Source organism: Janthinobacterium silvisoli (assembly GCF_014200725.1).
Taxonomy (GTDB): Bacteria; Pseudomonadota; Gammaproteobacteria; order Burkholderiales; family Burkholderiaceae_D; genus Janthinobacterium.
On record NZ_JACHCL010000002.1, the window covers coordinates 1,184,815 to 1,202,848 of the forward strand.

Sequence of the window (18,034 nt, forward strand, 5' to 3'; positions counted from 1 at the left end):
CAGCTACGCTGCCTCCTTCGTTTCCTGTAATACATCCTGCACCACCTTGCCCTGTTGCAGCACCACTACACGCTGCGCCATGCCAATGGTTTCCGGGCGGTGCGCCACGATCACACGCGTCAATGGGATTTGTTGAATCGCCGCATTGACGGCTTTTTCATTCCACACATCCAGGTGGCTGGTCGCCTCGTCGAGCACCAGCAATTTCGGGTTTTTATACAGCGCGCGCGCCAGCAAGATACGCTGCTTCTGGCCACCGGACAGGCCGCTGCCGATATCGCCCACCAGGGTATTGAAGCCCATCGGCATGGCGGCGATTTCGGCCTGCACGGCGGCCAGCTGGGCGCAAGCCTGGACTTGCTGCGGGTTCGGTGAGGGGGCAAAGAAACTGATATTGTCAGCAATCGAACCGGCGAACAGGGTGTCTTCCTGCATCACCGTGCCCAGCAACTGGCGGTAGTTCGCCATGCCCAGGCTGCCTAACGGGACGCCGCCGATCAGGATCTCGCCTTCGGTAGGCTCCAGCAAACCCAGCAGCAATTTCATCAAGGTCGTTTTGCCACAGCCAGACGGGCCGGTGACGGCGATGCACTGGCCGGCAGGAATGCTCAGGTTCAGTCCGCTCAAGATCATCGGTTCGCTATCGGCGTAGCGGAAGCCCAGGTTGCGGATCTCGATCGATGGCGTAATGTGCTCGATGTCGATTTCCACATCGTTGCCGTCCACCTCCGCCTGCGTCAGCACGATATCGGCTACCCGTTCGCCATGCAGGCGCAGCATGCGCAACTCAAACAATTTGTCGACCAGGCTGGCCATGCGCTGGCTGAACTGGTCTTTATAGCTGATGAAAGCAAACAGCATGCCGACTGAAAAACGGTTATCCAGCACGGCCAGGGCCGCCATCCAGATCACGATCACCCGTTCGGCACTGAACAAGAGCGTATTGGCGGTCTGGTAAGACACGGATAGTTTGGCGATGCGCAGGTCGGCATTGAACTGGTCGGCCAGCGCATTCATCCAGCTGGCGCGGCGTTCTTCGCTGCGGCCGAACAGACGGATGCTCTGGATGCCACGCACCGATTCCAGGAAATGCGTCTGTTGTTTGGCAGCATGGATAATTTGCTCGGCATTGGCTTCGCGCAAGGCCTTGAAGATGGCCCAGCGCAACAAGATGTACAGAAGAACCGCGATGCACGCCACGCCGGCCAGCAGCGGGCTGTAGAACAGCATCATGCCCAGGGTAGCCAGCACCAGCACGCCATCGATCGCACCTTCGACAAATTGCGTGGTCAGGCTGCGCTGCATGGTTTGGATGGAACTGAAGCGCGAGACGATATCGCCCGTGTGGCGCTTCTCGAAGTATGGCAGCGGCAGTTTCAGCAAGTGGGCAAAGGCATTGCCCAACCATTGCAAGTTCAGATTGGTGGCCAGCACGGTGGTAATCCAGGAACGTACGGCGCCGATCGCCGTTTGTACCAGTACCAGCAGCAAAAAGCCGCAGCCGAGTACAGTGATCAAATCGCGGTCGGCCGCCAGCAACGCCTCATCGACCAGCCACTGCATATAAAACGGCGCCACCAGCGCGCACACCTGCAAGGCCAGACCCAGCACCAGCAATTGCAGCAAACCTCGCCTGAAGCCGACCACGCGGCCCATCAGCGACAGTAGCGAAAAATGCTGTTTTTCTTCCGCCTTTTTAAAATCGGCGGTGGGCGTCAGTTCCAGCGCCACGCCCGTAAAATGCTTGGCGACCTCGCTCAAGGGCAAGCGCCGTTCACCGACACCGGGATCGTGGATCACTGCATGGCTGCCGGAAACGGATTTCAGCACCACGAAGTGATTCAAGTTCCAATGCAAGATCGCCGGTAGTTTCAGCTCGGGCAGATGCTGCATGTCCAGCTTCAAAGGCCGTGTGTGCAGTGCCAGGCCTTGCGCCATGGCCATCAGCCCCTTCAGGGTCACGCCTTTCAGTGACACGGAGAAACGCCGGCGCATGCTGGAAATATCGATCTGGTGGCCCCAGTAACTGGCTACCATCGACAGGCAAGCCAGGCCGCACTCGGCAGCCTCCGTTTGCAGCAGGACCGGCAGACGCTTGCTGCGCCAGAACGACAGGTGGGCGAGATCAGGAAAATGCATGGAATGCAGACGTCAGTGAGGTAAAAGTTAAGGAGACGCTTATAAACGCCCGGAAATACTGAACAGCGGTTCCAGCACCCATTCATACAGGCGGCGCTGTTCCAGCAGCACGCTGGCGTCGACTTGCATGCCCGATTTGAGGGGCAAGGTTTCGCCATACGCCTGCACGCTCTGGCGCTGCAATTTCAAACGGATGCGATACAAAGGTTCGCCATTGGTGCCGCTGACGGCGCCGGGCACGGCCAGCTCTTCCGGCCGCAAGGACGTGCTGGCCACTTCGCGCACCTGGGCCGGATACTGGCCGAATTTCTGGTAAGGATAAGCCTGGTAGCGCAGCAGCACCTGCATGCCCGGCTTGATGAAGCCGACCGAGCGCGACGGCGCATAGATTTCTGCTTCCAGCTCGGCGCCGGCCGGCAGCACAGACGCCAGGATGCTGTTGGTCCCAACTGTCTGGCCCAGCTCGGTGGTAATCGCCGTCACCATGCCATCCTGCAAGGCGCGCACCTGGATTTCGCGGCGCGCCTCGTTTTCCGTCAAATCCTGTTCGACGGCGGATACATTACGCTGCAAACCTTCCGTATCGCGCTGCGCCTGCACCTGCAAATCGCGCACGTCCGCTTCGGCGCTGGCCAGGTCGCGGCCGCTGGCCGATTGAATGCGCTGCAACTCGGCCAGCCGCTGGTGCTGGTCCAGCAATTCTGCCTGCTTGTCTTGCAGCTGCGCCGCAGAAATGTAATTGGTGGCGTTCAACTCGCTATAACGTTTGTAGGATTGCTCGGCCAGTGCGATACGCCGCTGTTGCAGCACAATTTGCCCATCCATGCGGTTTATCTCCGCCGCCAGGTCGCTGGCCCGCCGTTGCGCCGCCGCAATGCGCTGGCGCGCCTGCAAGCCCGACTGCTTCAATTCCTGGTCGTAACTATCGCGCCGACTCTTCAGCAAGTTCGACACCACTTGCTGCGGCGCCCCGGCATTGCTACTGCTGCGTTCGCCCGACAGCACGAACAGCACCTCGCCCGCCTTCACCGTCTGCCCCTCCTTCACGCGCACCCCCGTGATCACGCCAGCCTGGCCCGGCATCACGCGGATCACACCACTGGTCGGCACCAGCACACCTTGCGACTGCGCCTTGCGGGTGGTGCTGAAGAAAATAAAGAAAGCGATGATGGCGAGCGCTATCGCCAGGAACAGCAAAGTCAGAAACAGATGGCTGACCGGCCGCGCCAGGATCACCGTGCCATATTGCTTGCTGCTCAGGTGCTCGATGGCTTGCTGGCGGAAGAGCGGCCGTACCGGAAGCGCTGGGCTTGCTGTTGATGTGGAAATTCCAGATTGATCACGCAAACTGAATTACTTTCAGAAATATGTTGCCCCTAACTGGTGAGCAAAAATGCAACCATAGAACGTAGAAAGACAATCGATATTACGATCGATGTCATGACGGGTATTCTCAAGAACAAGTACAAATCAACCCTGATCTATACTATCTAAAGCATAAAGTAAGCACTTGACAGTGTTCCTAAACCCTTTGAAATACGCACAAATTTATTCATTATTAATTTTACGAAAAATTCCATAACAAAATAAAAACATAAGAATCATGCTAATAATATTTTGTGTGGCGACACCGATTTGAAACACGCCCAAAAATGAAAAAATAATAAAAATCAATGCCCACGCAGCATAGATGGAAGGCAGTTTTCTGCAATTAACTATCTTCCGAACAAAAAAATACAAAAACAGAAATAAAAATAAAACACCAATAATTTCAAAAAATGACAAAAAATTAATATTTTCAAAACTTCCGAATAGACCATGAAAAACTTCTGCCGATAAGGATAGGAAAAAAAATACAATAACTAAATTTACCGCAACATGAAAATATTTCATCATCGTCCAATCTAAAAACCTCCCTAAAAACTAGGGAGGCTTGAAATTTACCACTATTTGTAATAATTGATCTTACTTGTTCCAACCATTATAGAGGCCACGACCAAAATCTTCCAATTGCTCAGCACCTACGATGATAGCAATCGCCAAGGCTACGTAAGGAAGAAAACCACCGGACACTTGTTCAACTTCGTCGAATTTCAGTTCTTGCATAATAGCCTCACTTACGATAAATAAATTTCTAAATGAATTAATACCTGGCGCTAAGAATTTCTCTTATGCGTAAATTTCAGAATTCGGATGCATTCTTGGCATATTATCCCAAACCCAACGAGCAGCACTACCGATTGCCTCGCCAAGACGTTCTGAAGCTGAGCCTTCTCCTGCACCACTAACACAATCCACTTCTACCAAACTTAATTCAACCATTTCTTTTCCTATACGATCAGAACTTCAAAAAGTAGATATTAAAAAATGCTTCCCAAGACTATATTATAGGAACAAGTATATCCATAAGAGGAGAAAATAATTTTCCTTATGGCAACTTCATTAGACAACAAAATCAATAATTAAGTCAATAGATCCCTGAAATATTTTTTACAAAAAATAAATACATCTCACATCTCTCCGATAAGATCACAGAGACACTTCCAATGCTAAGAGACTACTTGAAAAGTCAAAATTCCCGAAATATTCACATCTCAGATTGACACCTTTACACTCATGAGCACCTCGAAAAACCTACTTTTTCAGCCTTGCCCGGCCCGTAAGCTGTTGATTCGTAACGAGGCGATTTTAAGAAACGAGGGTTATTCGAGGTGCACTCATGGCCAGTTGTGGAATGTGACGATGGTAAAGCTTTACTCAATAGGACGATGGCGGTGAAAAGCAGACGATCAATTCATCAACCACGGCTTTGACTCGGAACTGAATATGATCAGACAAAACTAAACAATTACGCTCTACAACGGTCTTTGACTGGTCCATACTCCCCCCGTGCGCTCGAACGCTTCCGTACTGACCTTTTCAAAATCGCGGCTTTCCTCGTTCCAGCCATAGCGCTCGACACGGATGTTGCCCGCTTCCACGCGCAGCACATTAAAGGAATTCGATTCTCCCCTGCCCCGCGTTGAGGTGGCCGTGCCCGCTTGCACCATCAGGGCTGCGTAGCCGTCTATCTTGTAGCGCTCGGCCGTGTTGCCAGCCACGCTGGCGTGCAGATGACCGGCCAGCAACAAATCGACGCCGCATTCGGCGAACATGGCCAGCGCCAGCGGCGCGCGGTCGACCAGGTCCTTGGCATTGAAATTGGCGGGCAAGTCAAACGGATGGTGGGTGACGATGATGCGCGTCAAGCCTTGCGGCAATTGGCCCAGGCGCGTACGTAGCGCATCGATTTGTTCGTGGCTGATGCGGCCATCCTTGAAGGTCAGCGAGCGGGCCGTGTTGATGCCCAGCACGGCAATTTCTTCATCCACGTATTCGGGCGACAGGTCGGCCGTCACATGCTGGCGGTATTTGCGCAGCGGCGTCAAAAAGCGGCTGAACACGTTGTACAGCGGCACGTCGTGGTTGCCCGGCACGACGATCTGCGGACCAGGCAAGCTGTCGAGAAAATGCCGCGCGGCGATAAATTCAGCGCTGCGGGCGCGCTGGCTCAGGTCGCCCGAGACCACCACCACGTCTGGCTCCAGGCGCTCGACCAGCGCGCGCAGCGGTGCCAGCAGCGCAGCATCGACGCGGCCGAAGTGCAGGTCCGACAGATGCACGATGGTGCGCATGTCAGACCTGCACTTTCAAGGACGAGACTGGCACGATCACCTGCAGCGCGGCAGGTCGGAGGCGATAGCGCAGCGGCGTATTCATCACCGTCACTTCGCCATCGGTGGCCACGCGCAAGCGCCGGTGATGGGTGGCAATCTCCATCTCGGTGGCCGTCAGCACATCGAAATCCTTAGCTTGCGACAACTTGCCGAACAAGGCGTGCAGCGCCAGCCTCACCAGCCCCAGGCGGCCTGGGCGCTGCGCCACGTACAGGCTCAGCCGGCCACCATCGAGCCGTTCGCGTTCGCCGATGGTCAAGCCCTCCATCAAATATTCGTTATTGCCGATAAACACGAACGGCGTGCGCCGCGCATGCACTTCGCCATTCAGGCTCAGTTGCACGTTGAGGAAGGGATAGCGGCGCAGCGCGGCGACCAGGGCCCAGCTGAAGGCCAGCCACTTGCCCCGCCCCAGCCGGCGCTGCTGCTTTTCGCGGTCGCGCACAATGTCGGGATACAGGCCCAGGCTGGAATTATTCAAAAAGATGCGGTCGTTGACTTCGCCCACATCGACGGGCACGGCCATACCGCTGGCGATGTTGGCGATGGCGGCATCGAGGTCGAGGGGGATATTCAAGTCCTTGGCGAAATGGTTCAAGGTGCCCAGCGGCAAGACACCAAAGCGCGTGCCCTGGCCCTTCTCTACCACCACGGAGGCGACGGCGTTGATGGTGCCATCGCCGCCACCCGCCACCACGATATCGACGCCGTCTGCCAGCGCCTGATCGGCCGTAGCCATCATTTCTGCGCCACTGGTGGCCAGGGTGATGGCCGCGTCGAGTCCCACGGCCACGAATTGCTCTTCCAGCTGCTGGACCCAATCGGATGCATAACCGCAACCGGCGGCAGCGTTGATGATGACGGCGACTGTGGACAGGATGGATCTCCTTATTTGGTTGGACGAATAGCCCGGCGGCGGCGCAGAGTCGACACGCCGGCAATACAGATGGCCAGCCAGCCGGCGCTCTCGGCCATCGCCGCCAGCACATCGCTCAAATAATGCGCACCCAGGTAAATGCGGCTGAAGCCGACCAGCGCCGCCATCAAAAAGGCGAGCAGCGCGATGGCGGTGCGCTTACCCCAGGCGCCTGGCGCGGTGCGGCAAATCAGGTAGGCGCCCAGCACGCCATACAGCGCCGTCGAGGTGGCCGTATGGCCACTGGGAAAGCTGTAGGACTCAAGCACCCTTTGCAGCAGTGGCTGCTCAAAGCTGGGCCGCAGGCGTCCGAAAACCGACTTTAACAGGACGTTGAGTATCATGACGCCCGGCACGCAGATCAATAAAGTAAACAACCAGTAGCTGGCGCGCTGGCGGTAAAAATACCAAGCCAGCAAGGCCGTCAGCACCAGGGCGCCCAGCACGCCATGCAGATCGGTGTACACCAGCAGGAAAGATGTCAGCCAGGGCAGCGCATGCCGGTTGAACCAGTGCGCCACCTGCAGATCGATGACCGTGATCTGCCCGGCGCCCATCACGGCTTCGGCAATCTCGTGGAATACCACCATGGCGAGCAGCATCAGGGCCACACCTACCGTCAGGTGCAAGCCCAGTTGACCTTCGGGCGACAGGCGCGCCGCCACGAAACGGCGCAGTCGCGAGCTCCAGCGCGTGCTCATGCTTGTACTCATCTCCTTGTCATTCCCGTGTCATGGTGGTGGTGCAAACTGCTCATTGCCTGCTGATCGAAAAACCACAGAAATGTAAAAACTACTGTTTATTCATACAGTCACTGTGTTTTCATACAGTAGTTATGCTATTCTGATGACTCGTTCAACACATCTCCCTCAAAGGAATTGTCATGGCAACATTGAATAGCGGTTTTGGCCCACGTTTCGGCCTGGAATATGCCCCAAGCTCTTTCCTGGTCCGCATGGGCAAGCGCGAAATCCTCGTCTGCCGCGACTTTCGCAAGCGCTACTACACGGTCAATCCCCTGATCGAGTGCGGCACGGGCATCGAGCCGGGGTATGTTGAAGTGCTGCTGATGCGCCGCTGGCTCCTCATCCTGTCCAAGGCGCATTAAGCGGGCTTTCATCGAGAAAGCCCCACCGCCATCCGGCCGCTTTCGCCACGCTCCAGTACCGGTCAACAGCAACAGCGCTTGGCCGACCCCTCATTACTGCGTGCGTTCCGGTGCGGCCGGGCTGGCAGGTGTTTTCTGCACAGGAGCCGGTGCCAGGTCAAACACATTGGCTTCGTACCACAGGGTAACAAACAGCACCATCACTACCGGGCCGATAAACAGGCCCACCAGGCCCAGGGTTTCCACGCCACCCAGGATACCGAACAGGACTGCCAGGAAGGGCAAGCGGGTAGCGTTGCCGATCATGCCTGGGCGCACGAAATGGTCAGCCACGAACAGCACCACCGTGCCCCAGACGGCTACGCCGATGGCGCCGCCCACGCTGCCTTGCACGAGCAGCAAGGCGGCTGCGCACAAATAGGCCAGCGGTGCGCCAAACGGAATGATGGCCAGGATGCCGGTGGCAAACGCCCATAGTACGGGCGATGGCAAGTCTGTGATCACATAGGCTACGCCGATCAGCGCGCCCTCGGCCAGACCCACCAGCACCAGGCCATTGACGGTGGCGCGGATGGCGGTCGGGACTTTTTGCGCATAGCGGCCCCAGCGCTCAGGGCGCAGGAAATGACTGCCCAAGGCAGTGATCTGGCGCGTCAGCGCTTCGCCATCCTTGTAAAAGAAGAACAGGCACAAAAAAGCCAGGCCGAAATCGACCAGGCGGTGAAACACGTCGGTGCCGAAGACGCGCAAGATATCGCGCGCCGAATGAAAACCGCCCACGGCGCCGCCCGCCAGCAGGTGGCCCAAGCCATGGGGCTGGCTCAGGGTGGCTTGCCACCAATCACTGATGGCGCTGCCGGCCAGCGGAATATTCGCCGTCCAGCCAGGCACGGGCAAACCATTCATATTGGCATTGACGATGAAATTGGCCAGCACGGGCATTTCGCGCGCCGCTTGCGCCAGGCCCAGCAGCACGGGGATGATAAAGATGCAGGCCGACGCCAGGGTCAGCAAGGCGGCCGCGATGATGGGCCGCTGCCCCAGCGCAGCGCGCATCCGCAAGTAAAGTGGCCAGGTCGCCACGCATAAAATACCAGCCCATACCAGCGGCAGGAAAAAGCGCTGCATCACAAACGCCGTCAAGGCGATCAGGGCCAGGGAAAAGCCTGCGCTGACGATATCTCGCTGAATATCGCGCTGGGTATCGCTCATATACATCCATTCATGCCCGGCACCAAAAAGTGGCCGGCTAAAGTTAAGCTATGCTACGCGACGATCGCGCAGGCGTAGCGTAACACGGGCATGATGAAAGCTACACCACGCCCAGCTGCACCGGTTTGGCGCCCGCAAACACGTGGTCGAGCTGCGCCGTGCTCAGGCTGAAGGTGCGCTGCAGCAAGCCGCCCAGCACAGAGCGATACTCATTAAGCACCGGCATGTCGCGGTTCTGGAACAGGTTAGGCTGACTGATCGCTACCTGCTCGCCCGCCACCTGCTTGCCGCGTATGCCGCCGCCCAGTACCCAGAACACGCTGCCATGGCCGTGGTCCGTACCCCGGTTGCCGTTTTCGCGGAAGGTGCGGCCAAATTCGCTGACGACGACCACCACGGTATTGCGCCATTCGCTCCCCATTTCCTGCGAAAACGCCGCCAGGCCACGCCCCAGCTCATCGAAGCGTCCCGCCAGATAACCGGTGCCCGCGCCCTGCCCCACGTGCGTATCCCAGCCGCCCACGTCGACAAAGCCGATGTTGTACTTGTCTTTCATCAGTTTGGCGATACGCTGCGCTTCCAGTGCAAAACCCTTGGTACTGATGGCGTTGCGGTTAGCCGCCTGCATCTCGCCGCTCAACTCCTTCATCACATCGTCGCGCACCACAAAGCCTTCGCTGACGGGCTTTTGCAAGGACGTGTTCTGGTACATGGCAGAAATAATCTTGCTTTGCCGCTCATCGATACCAGACTTGCCCAGCGAGCGCAGCGCCATGTTCGGCACTTGCGCGCCGCCCTGGAAAATCAGCGGCAACTGGTCGGTAAAGGAAATGGCGCGGCTGGTCTTGTCGGCATTCAGGCTTTGCGCCAGCCGGTTCATGAAGCCCGAGCGGAAATCGCGGCGCCCATCGAGGCTTTGCCCCAGTTCTATCGTATCCTGCGTTTCAAAGTGGCTGCGCGTCAAATCGGTCGTGCCCGCAAACGGCACAAAGGCTGCTTCGCCACTATTGAACAGCGGATAAATCGTGTCGCGCAAGGCCGGATGCAGCGCCCAGTCGGCATTCAGGGCCAGCGCGCCATTTTCTGCGCCAGGCCTGGGGATGGCGATATTGGGCCGCGCCGCATAATAAAAATCGCTGCCGATGGGCACCAGCAGGTTGTTGGCGTCATAGCCTCCCCGCAAGAAGACAAACAGCAGCTTGGCATTCGTGGCGGGCGCGGCCAGCAAATTGCCCGCATGGCTGAACAGGGGCGCGGCGGCCAGCGCTTTTAAGAGATCACGGCGTTTCATGACATTCCTTTCGATTAGCGATGCATCATCTCTGGGGATGACAGCAAGAAAGTGTTCCACTCCTGCGGCGAGGCCGCCTGGTCCAGCGCCTGCCGGGTGGCCGGACTCAGGGTAGCTTGCAGCGACTGGAAGTACAGGGCGTTCGATAATTGCGGGAAGGCCATTTTCTCTTGCGGCTGCGGGCCATCCGTCTTGAACAGGCCGGCACTGCCCGAACCGATGGTGCGGGCAATTTCAAAACGCGTATTCATTTGCCCCGGGCTGGCCCAGGCGCTTTCAATCAGCGGATAACCGTCCGGCGTCTGGCGCCCGTACAGCGGTTCGCCCATGCGCGACAGCCAGTTCAGCATCGGCCCCGCGTTCAAAATCGGCTTGTCGTCATAACTGAGGCGCACGGCCGAGACCACATACTGCATCGGGTCCTTGAACTTGTGGCCCAGCGATTGCTGGAATTCTTTACTGGAAAACATGGTTTGCAGCACGGCTGAAATCAGGCCATCCGTGCGCTGAAAGGTTTGCGCCATCTGCTCCACCAGGATTTCGGGCGGCGTGTCGCCTACAAAATACTGGGCCAGCTTGGCGCTGATGAAATGGGCCGTGGCAGGGCTGCGGCTGAGGCGGTCCAGCGCTTCGTCCAGCTCGGCCAGGCCGCGCCCTTTCACCGTTTGCCCCAGGAATTGCTTGTCGCCATAGTCGTGGCGGTTCGGATTGAATTCAAACAAGCCCCGGCGCACATATTGCGCTTGCAGCGCCGGTTTGACCTTGGGCGTATCGGGGCCCAGATTGACGCCCACGCCCGTCAGGATGCGGGCCAGTTCCTGAACATCCTTCTGGCTGTAGCCGCCGTTCACGCCCAGGGTATGCAGTTCCATCAGTTCACGCGCATAATTTTCATTGATGCGGTTGGCGGCATTGGCCTCATTGTCCAGATAGCGCAGCATCGCCGGATGATGGACGGTGGCCGACAGCAAATCGCGGAACTTGCCCAGCGCATGCGGCGTAATGGCATTGGCCTCGTAATCACCTACCATGGCGCGCAGATTATGCTTGCCTTGGTGCACACTAAAATGATTGAGCCAGAACCAGCTCATCTGCTGCTGCAGCTGATTCGGTGCATACACATCGAGCAACAGCGAGCGCGTAGCCGCTTCGCGGGCCAGGCGGTTCATTTCCTGCTGATATTCCTGCTGCGCCTGCTGCTTGGCGGCATCGTCAGCCACCGCGCTGGCATCCTTGCGGCGCTGCTCGACTTGCATCACCAACTGATCGAGCGGCACCTGGCTGATGGTCATGGCATCGATCTGCGCCTGTATGCTGGCCGGCAAGACCACCTTGCCTGGATGCAATTGCTCCTGCAGGTAACGATCCCAGCCTTCACGCTGCATCTGGCGCACGCTGCTGCCATTCACGCCCCAGCTGATACGTTCCAGCATGGCAATATTGTGCGCAGGATTATCTGGATGAACAGCCATGGCTGCCGGCGGCGGCGTGGTAGCGCAGCCGGCCAGAAAGGCCGATGAAATCAGGGTGGCGGAAAACAGGCGGGTGTTGAACATGGCGATCCTTCAAGCGGTTTCAACCAGAATGCCTGAGCGTACTCTCCGGTTGACCTGCGCATGATTGCCATTTGCAACGAGATGTAATCAATAATGCTTTTAAAGCAATATTACAGCCACGGCGCAGACGCTGCAGCACACTGTTCGCGCAAGAAATCGCGCAACTGCAACACCAACGGCGTCACTTGCGCCCGGTGCGTGCAGACCAGGTGCAAGGGCGTCGGCTCACCCGCCACCTCGGGCAGCAGCAGTTGCAAGCGGCCGGCGGCCAGGTCGGCCGACAAGTCCAGCCGCGATTTATAGGCAATGCCCAGTCCCGCCACGGCCCAGCGGCGCACCAGGTCGGCATCGTCGGCGCTGCGGTTGCCGCTCACTTGCACGGTGACTTGTTCGCGCTGCGGCAAGCGGTAAAAAGTCCAGCGGTCATGCAAGCCGTCTTCCAGTGCGAAACGCAAACAGTTGTGATGCTGCAAGTCATCCACCGACAGCAGCGGACCATGTACACGCAGATAAGCCGGGGACGCCACCAGCACCCGGTCATTGGCGGGCGCAATCGGCATGGCGACCATGCTCGAATCATCTTGCTGGCCGTAGCGCAAGGCAATATCGACTTGCTGGCGCACCATGTCGGCTACCCGGTCGCTGACGCTGAGCTGGTACTGCAGCTTGGGATGGCGCAACTGAAATGCATCGAGCCAGCCCAGCATGGTGTTGCGGCCCAGATCGGAAGGCATGGCGATTTTCAAGGTTCCGCCGAAACTGTCCTTATCGGCCAGCAAGGCGTCACGGCCCGCGCGCAGCACCCGCAGCGCTTCCCTGGCATGCTCGATATATTGCGTGCCTTCCGGCGTCAGGCTCAGCGAACGCGTGGTGCGGGCCAGCAGGCGCAGCCCCAATTCCCCTTCCAGGCGCTTGACGGCGGCACTGGCCAGGGCAGGCGAAATACCCACCTCGCGCGCGGCCGCCGACAGGCTGCCCCGGTCGGCCGTGCACACAAATACCTGCAAGTCATCGAGTCTCAGCAATTTTCAGGATTCCTTTGAAAGTGTTTCGGTACGTGCCATCTTTTTCTTTGAAAGAAAACAAACCATCATACGTCATCCACTCTTCTTTCTTATTCAAGGATCCGCATGAAAGCCATTGCCTACCATCACAGCCTGCCCATTACCGATGCCGACTCCCTGCTCGATATCGAATTGCCCACGCCCGCCGCCACGGGCCGCGACCTGCTGGTCGCCGTACACGCTATTTCCGTCAACCCGGTCGACACCAAGGTGCGCAAGAACCGCCAGCCGAAAGATGGCCAGCCGGAAGTGCTGGGCTGGGATGCGGCCGGCGTGGTGACCGCCATCGGCCCGGACGCAAGCCTGTTCAAGGTGGGCGACAAGGTCTGGTACGCGGGCGCGATCAACCGCCCCGGCAGCAATAGCGAGTTCCAGTTGGTCGATGAGCGCATCGTCGGCCATATGCCAGCCAGTCTCGATTTCTCAGCGGCCGCCGCGCTGCCGCTGACTGCGATTACCGCCTGGGAATTGCTGTTCGAGCGCCTGCAGATCAGCCGCGACAAAAATCTTACCGGCAAGTCCCTGCTGGTAATCGGTGCCGCTGGCGGCGTCGGCTCGGTGCTGGTGCAACTGGCGCGCCAATTGACAGGCGTCACCATCATCGGCACGGCGTCGCGCAGCGATACCTCGGCCTGGGTGAAAGAATTGGGCGCGCACCACGTGATCGACCACAGCAAACCGCTGGCCGCTGAAATCACGCGCCTGGGTTTGCCGCCCGTCGATTATGTGATTAGCCTGAACCAGACCGACAGCCATTTCGACCAGATCGTCGAGCTGATCGCTCCGCAAGGCAAGTTTGCCCTGATCGACGACCCCGAGCACATCGACGTGCGCAAGTTCAAGGGCAAGAGCGTCTCGCTACACTGGGAACTGATGTTTACTCGTTCCCTGTTCCAGACGCCAGACATGATCAAGCAGCATGAATTGCTCAATGAACTGGCGCAACTGGTCGACGCGGGCACCATCAAGACCACCGTGGCCGAACGCTTCGGCGCCATCAACGCAGCGAACCTCAAGCGCGCGCACGCTTTGCTGGAAAGCAATACGGCCAAGGGCAAGATTGTGCTGGAAGGTTTTTAAGGCAGGGTTCTAAAGCATCATCTGATCAGGATGGCCCGGAAATCGTTGACATTCGTCAATGTCGGGCCTGTGATCACGGCGTCGCCCAGCGCCTGGAAGAAGCCGTGGCCATCGTTGTCGTCCAGGCTGTCGCGCGGTTTGATACCCAGCGACCAGGCGCGCTGCAGGGTGTCTGGCGCCAGCACCGCACCAGCGATATCTTCCTGTCCATCGACGCCGTCCGTATCACCTGCCAGCGCAAATACGTTCGGCTCGCCATCGAGCGCGATGCCCAGGGCCAGCAGGAATTCCACGTTGCGCCCGCCGCGGCCATGGCCGCGCACGGTGACGGTGGTTTCGCCGCCCGACAACAAGACGCAGGGCGTAGCAAACGGCTGGCCGCGCCGCGCCACTTGCTGCGCCATACCCGCCATCACCTTGCCCACCTCGCGCGCTTCACCTTCCAGGCTATCGCCCAGGATATACGGCGTCACGCCAGCCGCGCGCGCCACAGCAGCGGCTGCTTCCAGCGCCATTTGCGGCGTGGCGATCAGGGTGGTGTGCGTGTTTGCCAGGCGTGGATCTTCGGGCTTGACCGATTCGCCGCGGCCGCTTTCCAGCACGGCGCGTATGCTGTCCGGCAAGCTGATGCCATAGCGGCGCACGATGGCCAGCGCATCGTCGCAGGTGGTGGCGTCGCCCACCGTGGGGCCAGAAGCGATATCGCCCAGCTTGTCGCCTGGCACGTCCGATATCGCCAGGGTCACCACTTTCGCCGGAAAACAGGCGGCCGCCAGGCGGCCACCCTTGATCGCCGACAAATGGCGGCGCACGCAATTCATTTCACCGATGCTGGCGCCCGACACCAGCAAGGCCCGGTTCAGGGCTTGCTTGTCTTCCAAGGTGACGCCATCGAGCGGCAGCGCCAGCAAGGACGAGCCGCCGCCCGAAATCAGGCACAGCACAGTATCGTCGGCACTCAAATTACTGACCAGCGCCAGGATGCGGCGCGCCGCCTCCATGCCGGCCGCGTCGGGCACCGGGTGCGCCGCTTCGGCGATTTCGATGCGCTGGCAAGGCACGGCGTAACCGTAGCGCGTGACGACCAGGCCCGATAGCGGCCCCGGCCAGTGCCGTTCCACGGCTTGCGCCATGGCGGCCGAGGCCTTGCCGGCGCCGATCACGATCAAGCGGCCCTTGGGCACGGCTGGCAAATGGGGCGGCACGCAGTGCGACGGTTGCGCCGCCTCGATGGCGGCGCTGAACATGGCTTTCAGCAAGGCTTGTGGAGTGCTCATCATGAAATCCTTGCAATACTGATTAACGGTTGACGGTCTTGGCCGGCACGCGCAGCACCAGCATGGCCCCCAGCAATAATACGGCCGACAGGATATACAGGGCCACATCGGTGCTGCCCGTCGCATCCTTGATCCAGCCGACCAAAAACGGGCTGACGAAACCGGCGATCTGGCCCAGTGAATTGATCAAGGCCAGGCCGCCGGCCGCCGCTGCGCTGCCCAAAAAGGCGGTCGGCAAGGGCCAGAACATGGGCAAGCCCGACAAGACGCCCATGGTCGCCAGGGAGAGGCCGATGATGGCGATCACCACGTTGCCATGCGCTTGCGTCGCCAGCATCAAGCCGCACAGCGCCATCAGCAACGGGCCGCTCAAGTGCCAGCGGCGTTCCTTGTGGCGGTCGGCCGAACGGCCCACCCAGATCATGAAGATGCTGGCGCACAGGTAGGGAATCGCGCTGATCCAGCCCACCGTGACGGGGCTGGCGTAACCGAGCGACTTGACGATGGTGGGCAGCCAGAAGTTGATCGCATACACGCCCATCTGGATGCAGAAATACACCAGGCCCAGCATCCACACCTGGCCATTTTTCAAGACGCTGGCAAAGCTGTCGACCGTACCCACGCCAGCGCGGCGCTGGCGTTCATCGTCGTCCAGGTCAGCCAGCAGCAAGCGCTTTTCTTCCGTGCTCAGCCACTTGGCTTGAGGAATGCCGTCATTGAGCAGCACATACACCAGCAAGCCCAGCACGACGGTCGGTATGCCTTGCAGCAAGAACATCCATTGCCAGCCGGCCAAGCCGTGATGGTCGGCAAAGAACTCCATCATCCAGCCCGACAAGGGGCTGCCCAGCAAGCCGGAAATAGGAATCGCCGACATGAACAGGCCCATGATGCGGCCACGGCGCGAGGCCGGATACCAGTTCGTAAAATACAGCACGATGCCGGGAAAGAAACCCGCCTCGAACATACCGGTAATAAAGCGCAAGATATAAAAGGCGGACGGCGTGGTGACGAACATCAAACACGCCGAAGCAATGCCCCAGGCAATCATCAGGGTGCCGATGACCTTGCGCGCGCCCAGCTTGTGCAACAGCAAGTTGCTGGGCACACCGCTGGCGACGTAGCCGATAAAGAAGATACCCGCGCCCAGGCCATACACGCTTTCGCTCCATTGCAAGGCATCGAGCATTTGCAGCTTGGCAAAGCCCACGTTGACACGGTCCAGGTAATTGAACAGGTAGCAAATGAAGATGAACGGTATCAGGTGCAAGGTGACCTTACGGTATGCGCCCTCGCGCACCTGGTCTGTGGCTGTGGCTGCGCCTTGAATGGGGGCCATGAGTGTCTCCGGTGTATTTTTTATGGAATCTGCTCAGGCCATCGTACAATCGCCGTCACTTATCGTCATCGTGCAGATGCATGAAAAAGAATATTTATAAAGATTAATTATTGTGCGGATGCATAAAAATACCAAGAAAACACCATGCTGACCATCGATACTTCTCTGGCACAGGACATCGTCCAGCGCACCATGCACATCATGCCCTTCAAGGTGAATGTGATCGATGTCCGTGGCGTGATCCTGGCCAGCGGCAGCCCCGAACGCATAGGCGACTTGCATCCCGGTGCGCAACTGGCGCTGGCCCGGCGGGACAGCGTGGAAATCGATGCCATTGCAGCCAGCAAGCTGCCCGGTGCCAAGCCGGGTATCAACCTGCCCCTGATGCTGCGCGGCGAGATTTGCGGCGTGGTCGGCTTGACGGGTGAACCGGAGGCCGTGCGCCAGTTCGGCGCGCTGGTACGCGTGATGGCGGAAATGATGCTGGAGCAAGCCCAGCTGGTCAGGGAGCTGCAGCATGAAAAACGTTATCGCGAGGAATTCCTGTTCCAGCTGGTCTACCGCACCGGCATCCCCGATGCCAGCATGCAAGCTTGGGCAGCGCGCCTGGCGCTGGACCTGCGTCTGGCGCGCGCCATGTTCGTGCTGGAAGTACAGGACTTCGGCGAGCGCCTGGAACAAGTGCTGGGAGAGCTGCAGCAAGTGCAGGCCGCGCTGGCGCAGCGCTGGCCCGAGCTGCTGACGGCCGTCGTCTCGCCCGGCGAACTGGTGATACTGGAAGCCTTTCCCGTTGCCGGTCCACAGCAGCCGCGCGCGGCGCTGGCACAAAAGCGGCTAGTGGAATTACAGCAGGTGGCGCAATCATCGCTGCAATCGCCATGCACCCTGGCCATGGGCGTGGCCCTGCCGGGCCTGGACGGCGCCACCGCCTCGTATCAATCGGCAAAGCAGACGGCGCGCGTAGGCCGCTCGCGCAACACTACCGGCGAACAGCAGGTGTTTTCCTACCTGGACCTGAGCTTGCCGGTGCTGCTGTCCGGCCTGCAAGACGGTTGGCAAGCCGAACAGTTGCGCCAGACGCTGTCGCGTTTATTACAGCACGACCGCAAGTCCGGCGCCCTGATGCGCACCCTGGCAGCCTGGTTCCGCAATCACAGCCACGCTACGGCCACCGCCAAGGCTTTGCACATCCACAGGAACACACTTGATTACCGTTTGCAAAAGATCGCCGAACTGACGGGGCTGGATCTGGACGATACGGATGACCGCCTGCTTTTATATGTCGCTTTGCAACTCAATTAATTACAATCACGCTCAGTCTTTTATTTTTAACAAT

Annotated in this window: 17 protein-coding genes; 3 read left to right on the top strand and 14 right to left on the bottom strand. The window is 58.8% G+C overall.

Annotated elements, in window-relative coordinates; genetic code table 11:
• Positions 1-3 precede the first annotated feature (3 nt).
• The 8 genes from HDE75_RS15450 to HDE75_RS15485 all read right to left on the bottom strand — a co-directional run bounded on the left by HDE75_RS15450 (position 4) and on the right by HDE75_RS15485 (position 7,484).
• Positions 4-2,139, bottom strand: coding sequence for a peptidase domain-containing ABC transporter (locus HDE75_RS15450; RefSeq protein ID WP_183676849.1), 2,136 nt, complete (start codon positions 2,137-2,139; stop codon positions 4-6).
• A 39-nt stretch (positions 2,140-2,178) separates the two neighbouring features.
• Entirely contained in the window at positions 2,179-3,486 is a 1,308-nt protein-coding gene (locus HDE75_RS15455) for an HlyD family secretion protein (RefSeq protein ID WP_183676848.1), read from the bottom strand.
• A gap of 201 nt (positions 3,487-3,687) precedes the next feature.
• A complete protein-coding gene (locus HDE75_RS15460) occupies positions 3,688-4,035 on the bottom strand; it encodes a hypothetical protein (RefSeq protein WP_183753016.1) in 348 nt (115 codons plus the stop codon).
• A gap of 69 nt (positions 4,036-4,104) precedes the next feature.
• Complete coding sequence (locus HDE75_RS15465) at positions 4,105-4,245, bottom strand: class IIb bacteriocin, lactobin A/cerein 7B family (protein WP_183676847.1); 141 nt, start codon at positions 4,243-4,245, stop codon at positions 4,105-4,107.
• A gap of 63 nt (positions 4,246-4,308) precedes the next feature.
• Positions 4,309-4,461, bottom strand: coding sequence for a hypothetical protein (locus HDE75_RS15470; protein WP_183676846.1), 153 nt, complete (start codon positions 4,459-4,461; stop codon positions 4,309-4,311).
• Positions 4,462-4,994: 533 nt separating this feature from the next.
• A complete protein-coding gene (locus HDE75_RS15475; protein ID WP_183676845.1) occupies positions 4,995-5,813 on the bottom strand; it encodes a metallophosphoesterase family protein in 819 nt (272 codons plus the stop codon).
• Position 5,814: 1 nt separating this feature from the next.
• Entirely contained in the window at positions 5,815-6,735 is a 921-nt protein-coding gene (locus HDE75_RS15480) for a diacylglycerol/lipid kinase family protein (protein ID WP_409254919.1), read from the bottom strand.
• 8 nt (positions 6,736-6,743) lie between these two features.
• Complete coding sequence (locus HDE75_RS15485; protein ID WP_260174093.1) at positions 6,744-7,484, bottom strand: phosphatase PAP2 family protein; 741 nt, start codon at positions 7,482-7,484, stop codon at positions 6,744-6,746.
• 170 nt (positions 7,485-7,654) lie between these two features.
• Between HDE75_RS15485 and HDE75_RS15490 the strand changes: the two genes are divergently transcribed.
• Positions 7,655-7,879 (top strand): hypothetical protein, encoded by a 225-nt coding sequence (locus tag HDE75_RS15490; protein WP_183676844.1) that lies wholly within the window; start codon positions 7,655-7,657, stop codon positions 7,877-7,879.
• 93 nt (positions 7,880-7,972) lie between these two features.
• On the opposite strand, the gene HDE75_RS15495 is transcribed toward HDE75_RS15490, so the two are convergent.
• The 4 genes from HDE75_RS15495 to HDE75_RS15510 all read right to left on the bottom strand — a co-directional run bounded on the left by HDE75_RS15495 (position 7,973) and on the right by HDE75_RS15510 (position 12,963).
• Positions 7,973-9,091: an AI-2E family transporter gene (locus HDE75_RS15495; RefSeq protein WP_183676843.1), complete on the bottom strand. Its 1,119-nt coding sequence runs from the start codon at positions 9,089-9,091 to the stop codon at positions 7,973-7,975.
• A 100-nt stretch (positions 9,092-9,191) separates the two neighbouring features.
• Positions 9,192-10,382, bottom strand: coding sequence for a DUF1501 domain-containing protein (locus HDE75_RS15500; RefSeq protein WP_183676842.1), 1,191 nt, complete (start codon positions 10,380-10,382; stop codon positions 9,192-9,194).
• A gap of 14 nt (positions 10,383-10,396) precedes the next feature.
• Positions 10,397-11,938, bottom strand: a complete 1,542-nt coding sequence (locus tag HDE75_RS15505) for a DUF1800 domain-containing protein (protein WP_183676841.1) — start codon at positions 11,936-11,938, stop codon at positions 10,397-10,399.
• 110 nt (positions 11,939-12,048) lie between these two features.
• Complete coding sequence (locus HDE75_RS15510) at positions 12,049-12,963, bottom strand: LysR family transcriptional regulator (RefSeq protein WP_183676840.1); 915 nt, start codon at positions 12,961-12,963, stop codon at positions 12,049-12,051.
• Between the two features lie 105 nt (positions 12,964-13,068).
• Here HDE75_RS15510 and HDE75_RS15515 point away from each other — a divergent pair, with 105 nt between their 5' ends.
• Positions 13,069-14,082, top strand: coding sequence for a zinc-binding alcohol dehydrogenase family protein (locus tag HDE75_RS15515; RefSeq protein ID WP_183676839.1), 1,014 nt, complete (start codon positions 13,069-13,071; stop codon positions 14,080-14,082).
• Between the two features lie 17 nt (positions 14,083-14,099).
• Here HDE75_RS15515 and HDE75_RS15520 read toward each other — a convergent pair whose 3' ends face one another.
• Both HDE75_RS15520 and HDE75_RS15525 read right to left on the bottom strand, forming a co-directional pair.
• Positions 14,100-15,362: a glycerate kinase type-2 family protein gene (locus HDE75_RS15520; protein ID WP_221291865.1), complete on the bottom strand. Its 1,263-nt coding sequence runs from the start codon at positions 15,360-15,362 to the stop codon at positions 14,100-14,102.
• A gap of 19 nt (positions 15,363-15,381) precedes the next feature.
• On the bottom strand, positions 15,382-16,698 hold the full coding sequence (locus tag HDE75_RS15525; protein ID WP_183676837.1) for an MFS transporter: 1,317 nt from the start codon (positions 16,696-16,698) through the stop codon (positions 15,382-15,384).
• A gap of 144 nt (positions 16,699-16,842) precedes the next feature.
• On the opposite strand from HDE75_RS15525, the gene HDE75_RS15530 reads away from it, so the two are divergent.
• Positions 16,843-18,000, top strand: coding sequence for a sugar diacid recognition domain-containing protein (locus tag HDE75_RS15530; RefSeq protein ID WP_183676836.1), 1,158 nt, complete (start codon positions 16,843-16,845; stop codon positions 17,998-18,000).
• Positions 18,001-18,034 lie beyond the last annotated feature (34 nt).

What these genes read in the sequence shown, in the direction of transcription:
- HDE75_RS15450 (WP_183676849.1), bottom strand. Translation starts at nt 2,139, where the DNA reads ATGCATTTTCCTGATCTCGCCCACCTGTCGTTCTGGCGCAGCAAGCGT.
- HDE75_RS15460 (WP_183753016.1), bottom strand. Translation starts at nt 4,035, where the DNA reads ATGATGAAATATTTTCATGTTGCGGTAAATTTAGTTATTGTATTTTTT.
- HDE75_RS15465 (WP_183676847.1), bottom strand. Translation starts at nt 4,245, where the DNA reads ATGCAAGAACTGAAATTCGACGAAGTTGAACAAGTGTCCGGTGGTTTT.
- HDE75_RS15470 (WP_183676846.1), bottom strand. Translation starts at nt 4,461, where the DNA reads ATGGTTGAATTAAGTTTGGTAGAAGTGGATTGTGTTAGTGGTGCAGGA.
- HDE75_RS15475 (WP_183676845.1), bottom strand. Translation starts at nt 5,813, where the DNA reads ATGCGCACCATCGTGCATCTGTCGGACCTGCACTTCGGCCGCGTCGAT.
- HDE75_RS15485 (WP_260174093.1), bottom strand. Translation starts at nt 7,484, where the DNA reads ATGAGTACAAGCATGAGCACGCGCTGGAGCTCGCGACTGCGCCGTTTC.
- HDE75_RS15490 (WP_183676844.1), top strand. Translation starts at nt 7,655, where the DNA reads ATGGCAACATTGAATAGCGGTTTTGGCCCACGTTTCGGCCTGGAATAT.
- HDE75_RS15495 (WP_183676843.1), bottom strand. Translation starts at nt 9,091, where the DNA reads ATGAGCGATACCCAGCGCGATATTCAGCGAGATATCGTCAGCGCAGGC.
- HDE75_RS15500 (WP_183676842.1), bottom strand. Translation starts at nt 10,382, where the DNA reads ATGAAACGCCGTGATCTCTTAAAAGCGCTGGCCGCCGCGCCCCTGTTC.
- HDE75_RS15505 (WP_183676841.1), bottom strand. Translation starts at nt 11,938, where the DNA reads ATGTTCAACACCCGCCTGTTTTCCGCCACCCTGATTTCATCGGCCTTT.
- HDE75_RS15515 (WP_183676839.1), top strand. Translation starts at nt 13,069, where the DNA reads ATGAAAGCCATTGCCTACCATCACAGCCTGCCCATTACCGATGCCGAC.
- HDE75_RS15520 (WP_221291865.1), bottom strand. Translation starts at nt 15,362, where the DNA reads ATGATGAGCACTCCACAAGCCTTGCTGAAAGCCATGTTCAGCGCCGCC.
- HDE75_RS15525 (WP_183676837.1), bottom strand. Translation starts at nt 16,698, where the DNA reads ATGGCCCCCATTCAAGGCGCAGCCACAGCCACAGACCAGGTGCGCGAG.
- HDE75_RS15530 (WP_183676836.1), top strand. Translation starts at nt 16,843, where the DNA reads ATGCTGACCATCGATACTTCTCTGGCACAGGACATCGTCCAGCGCACC.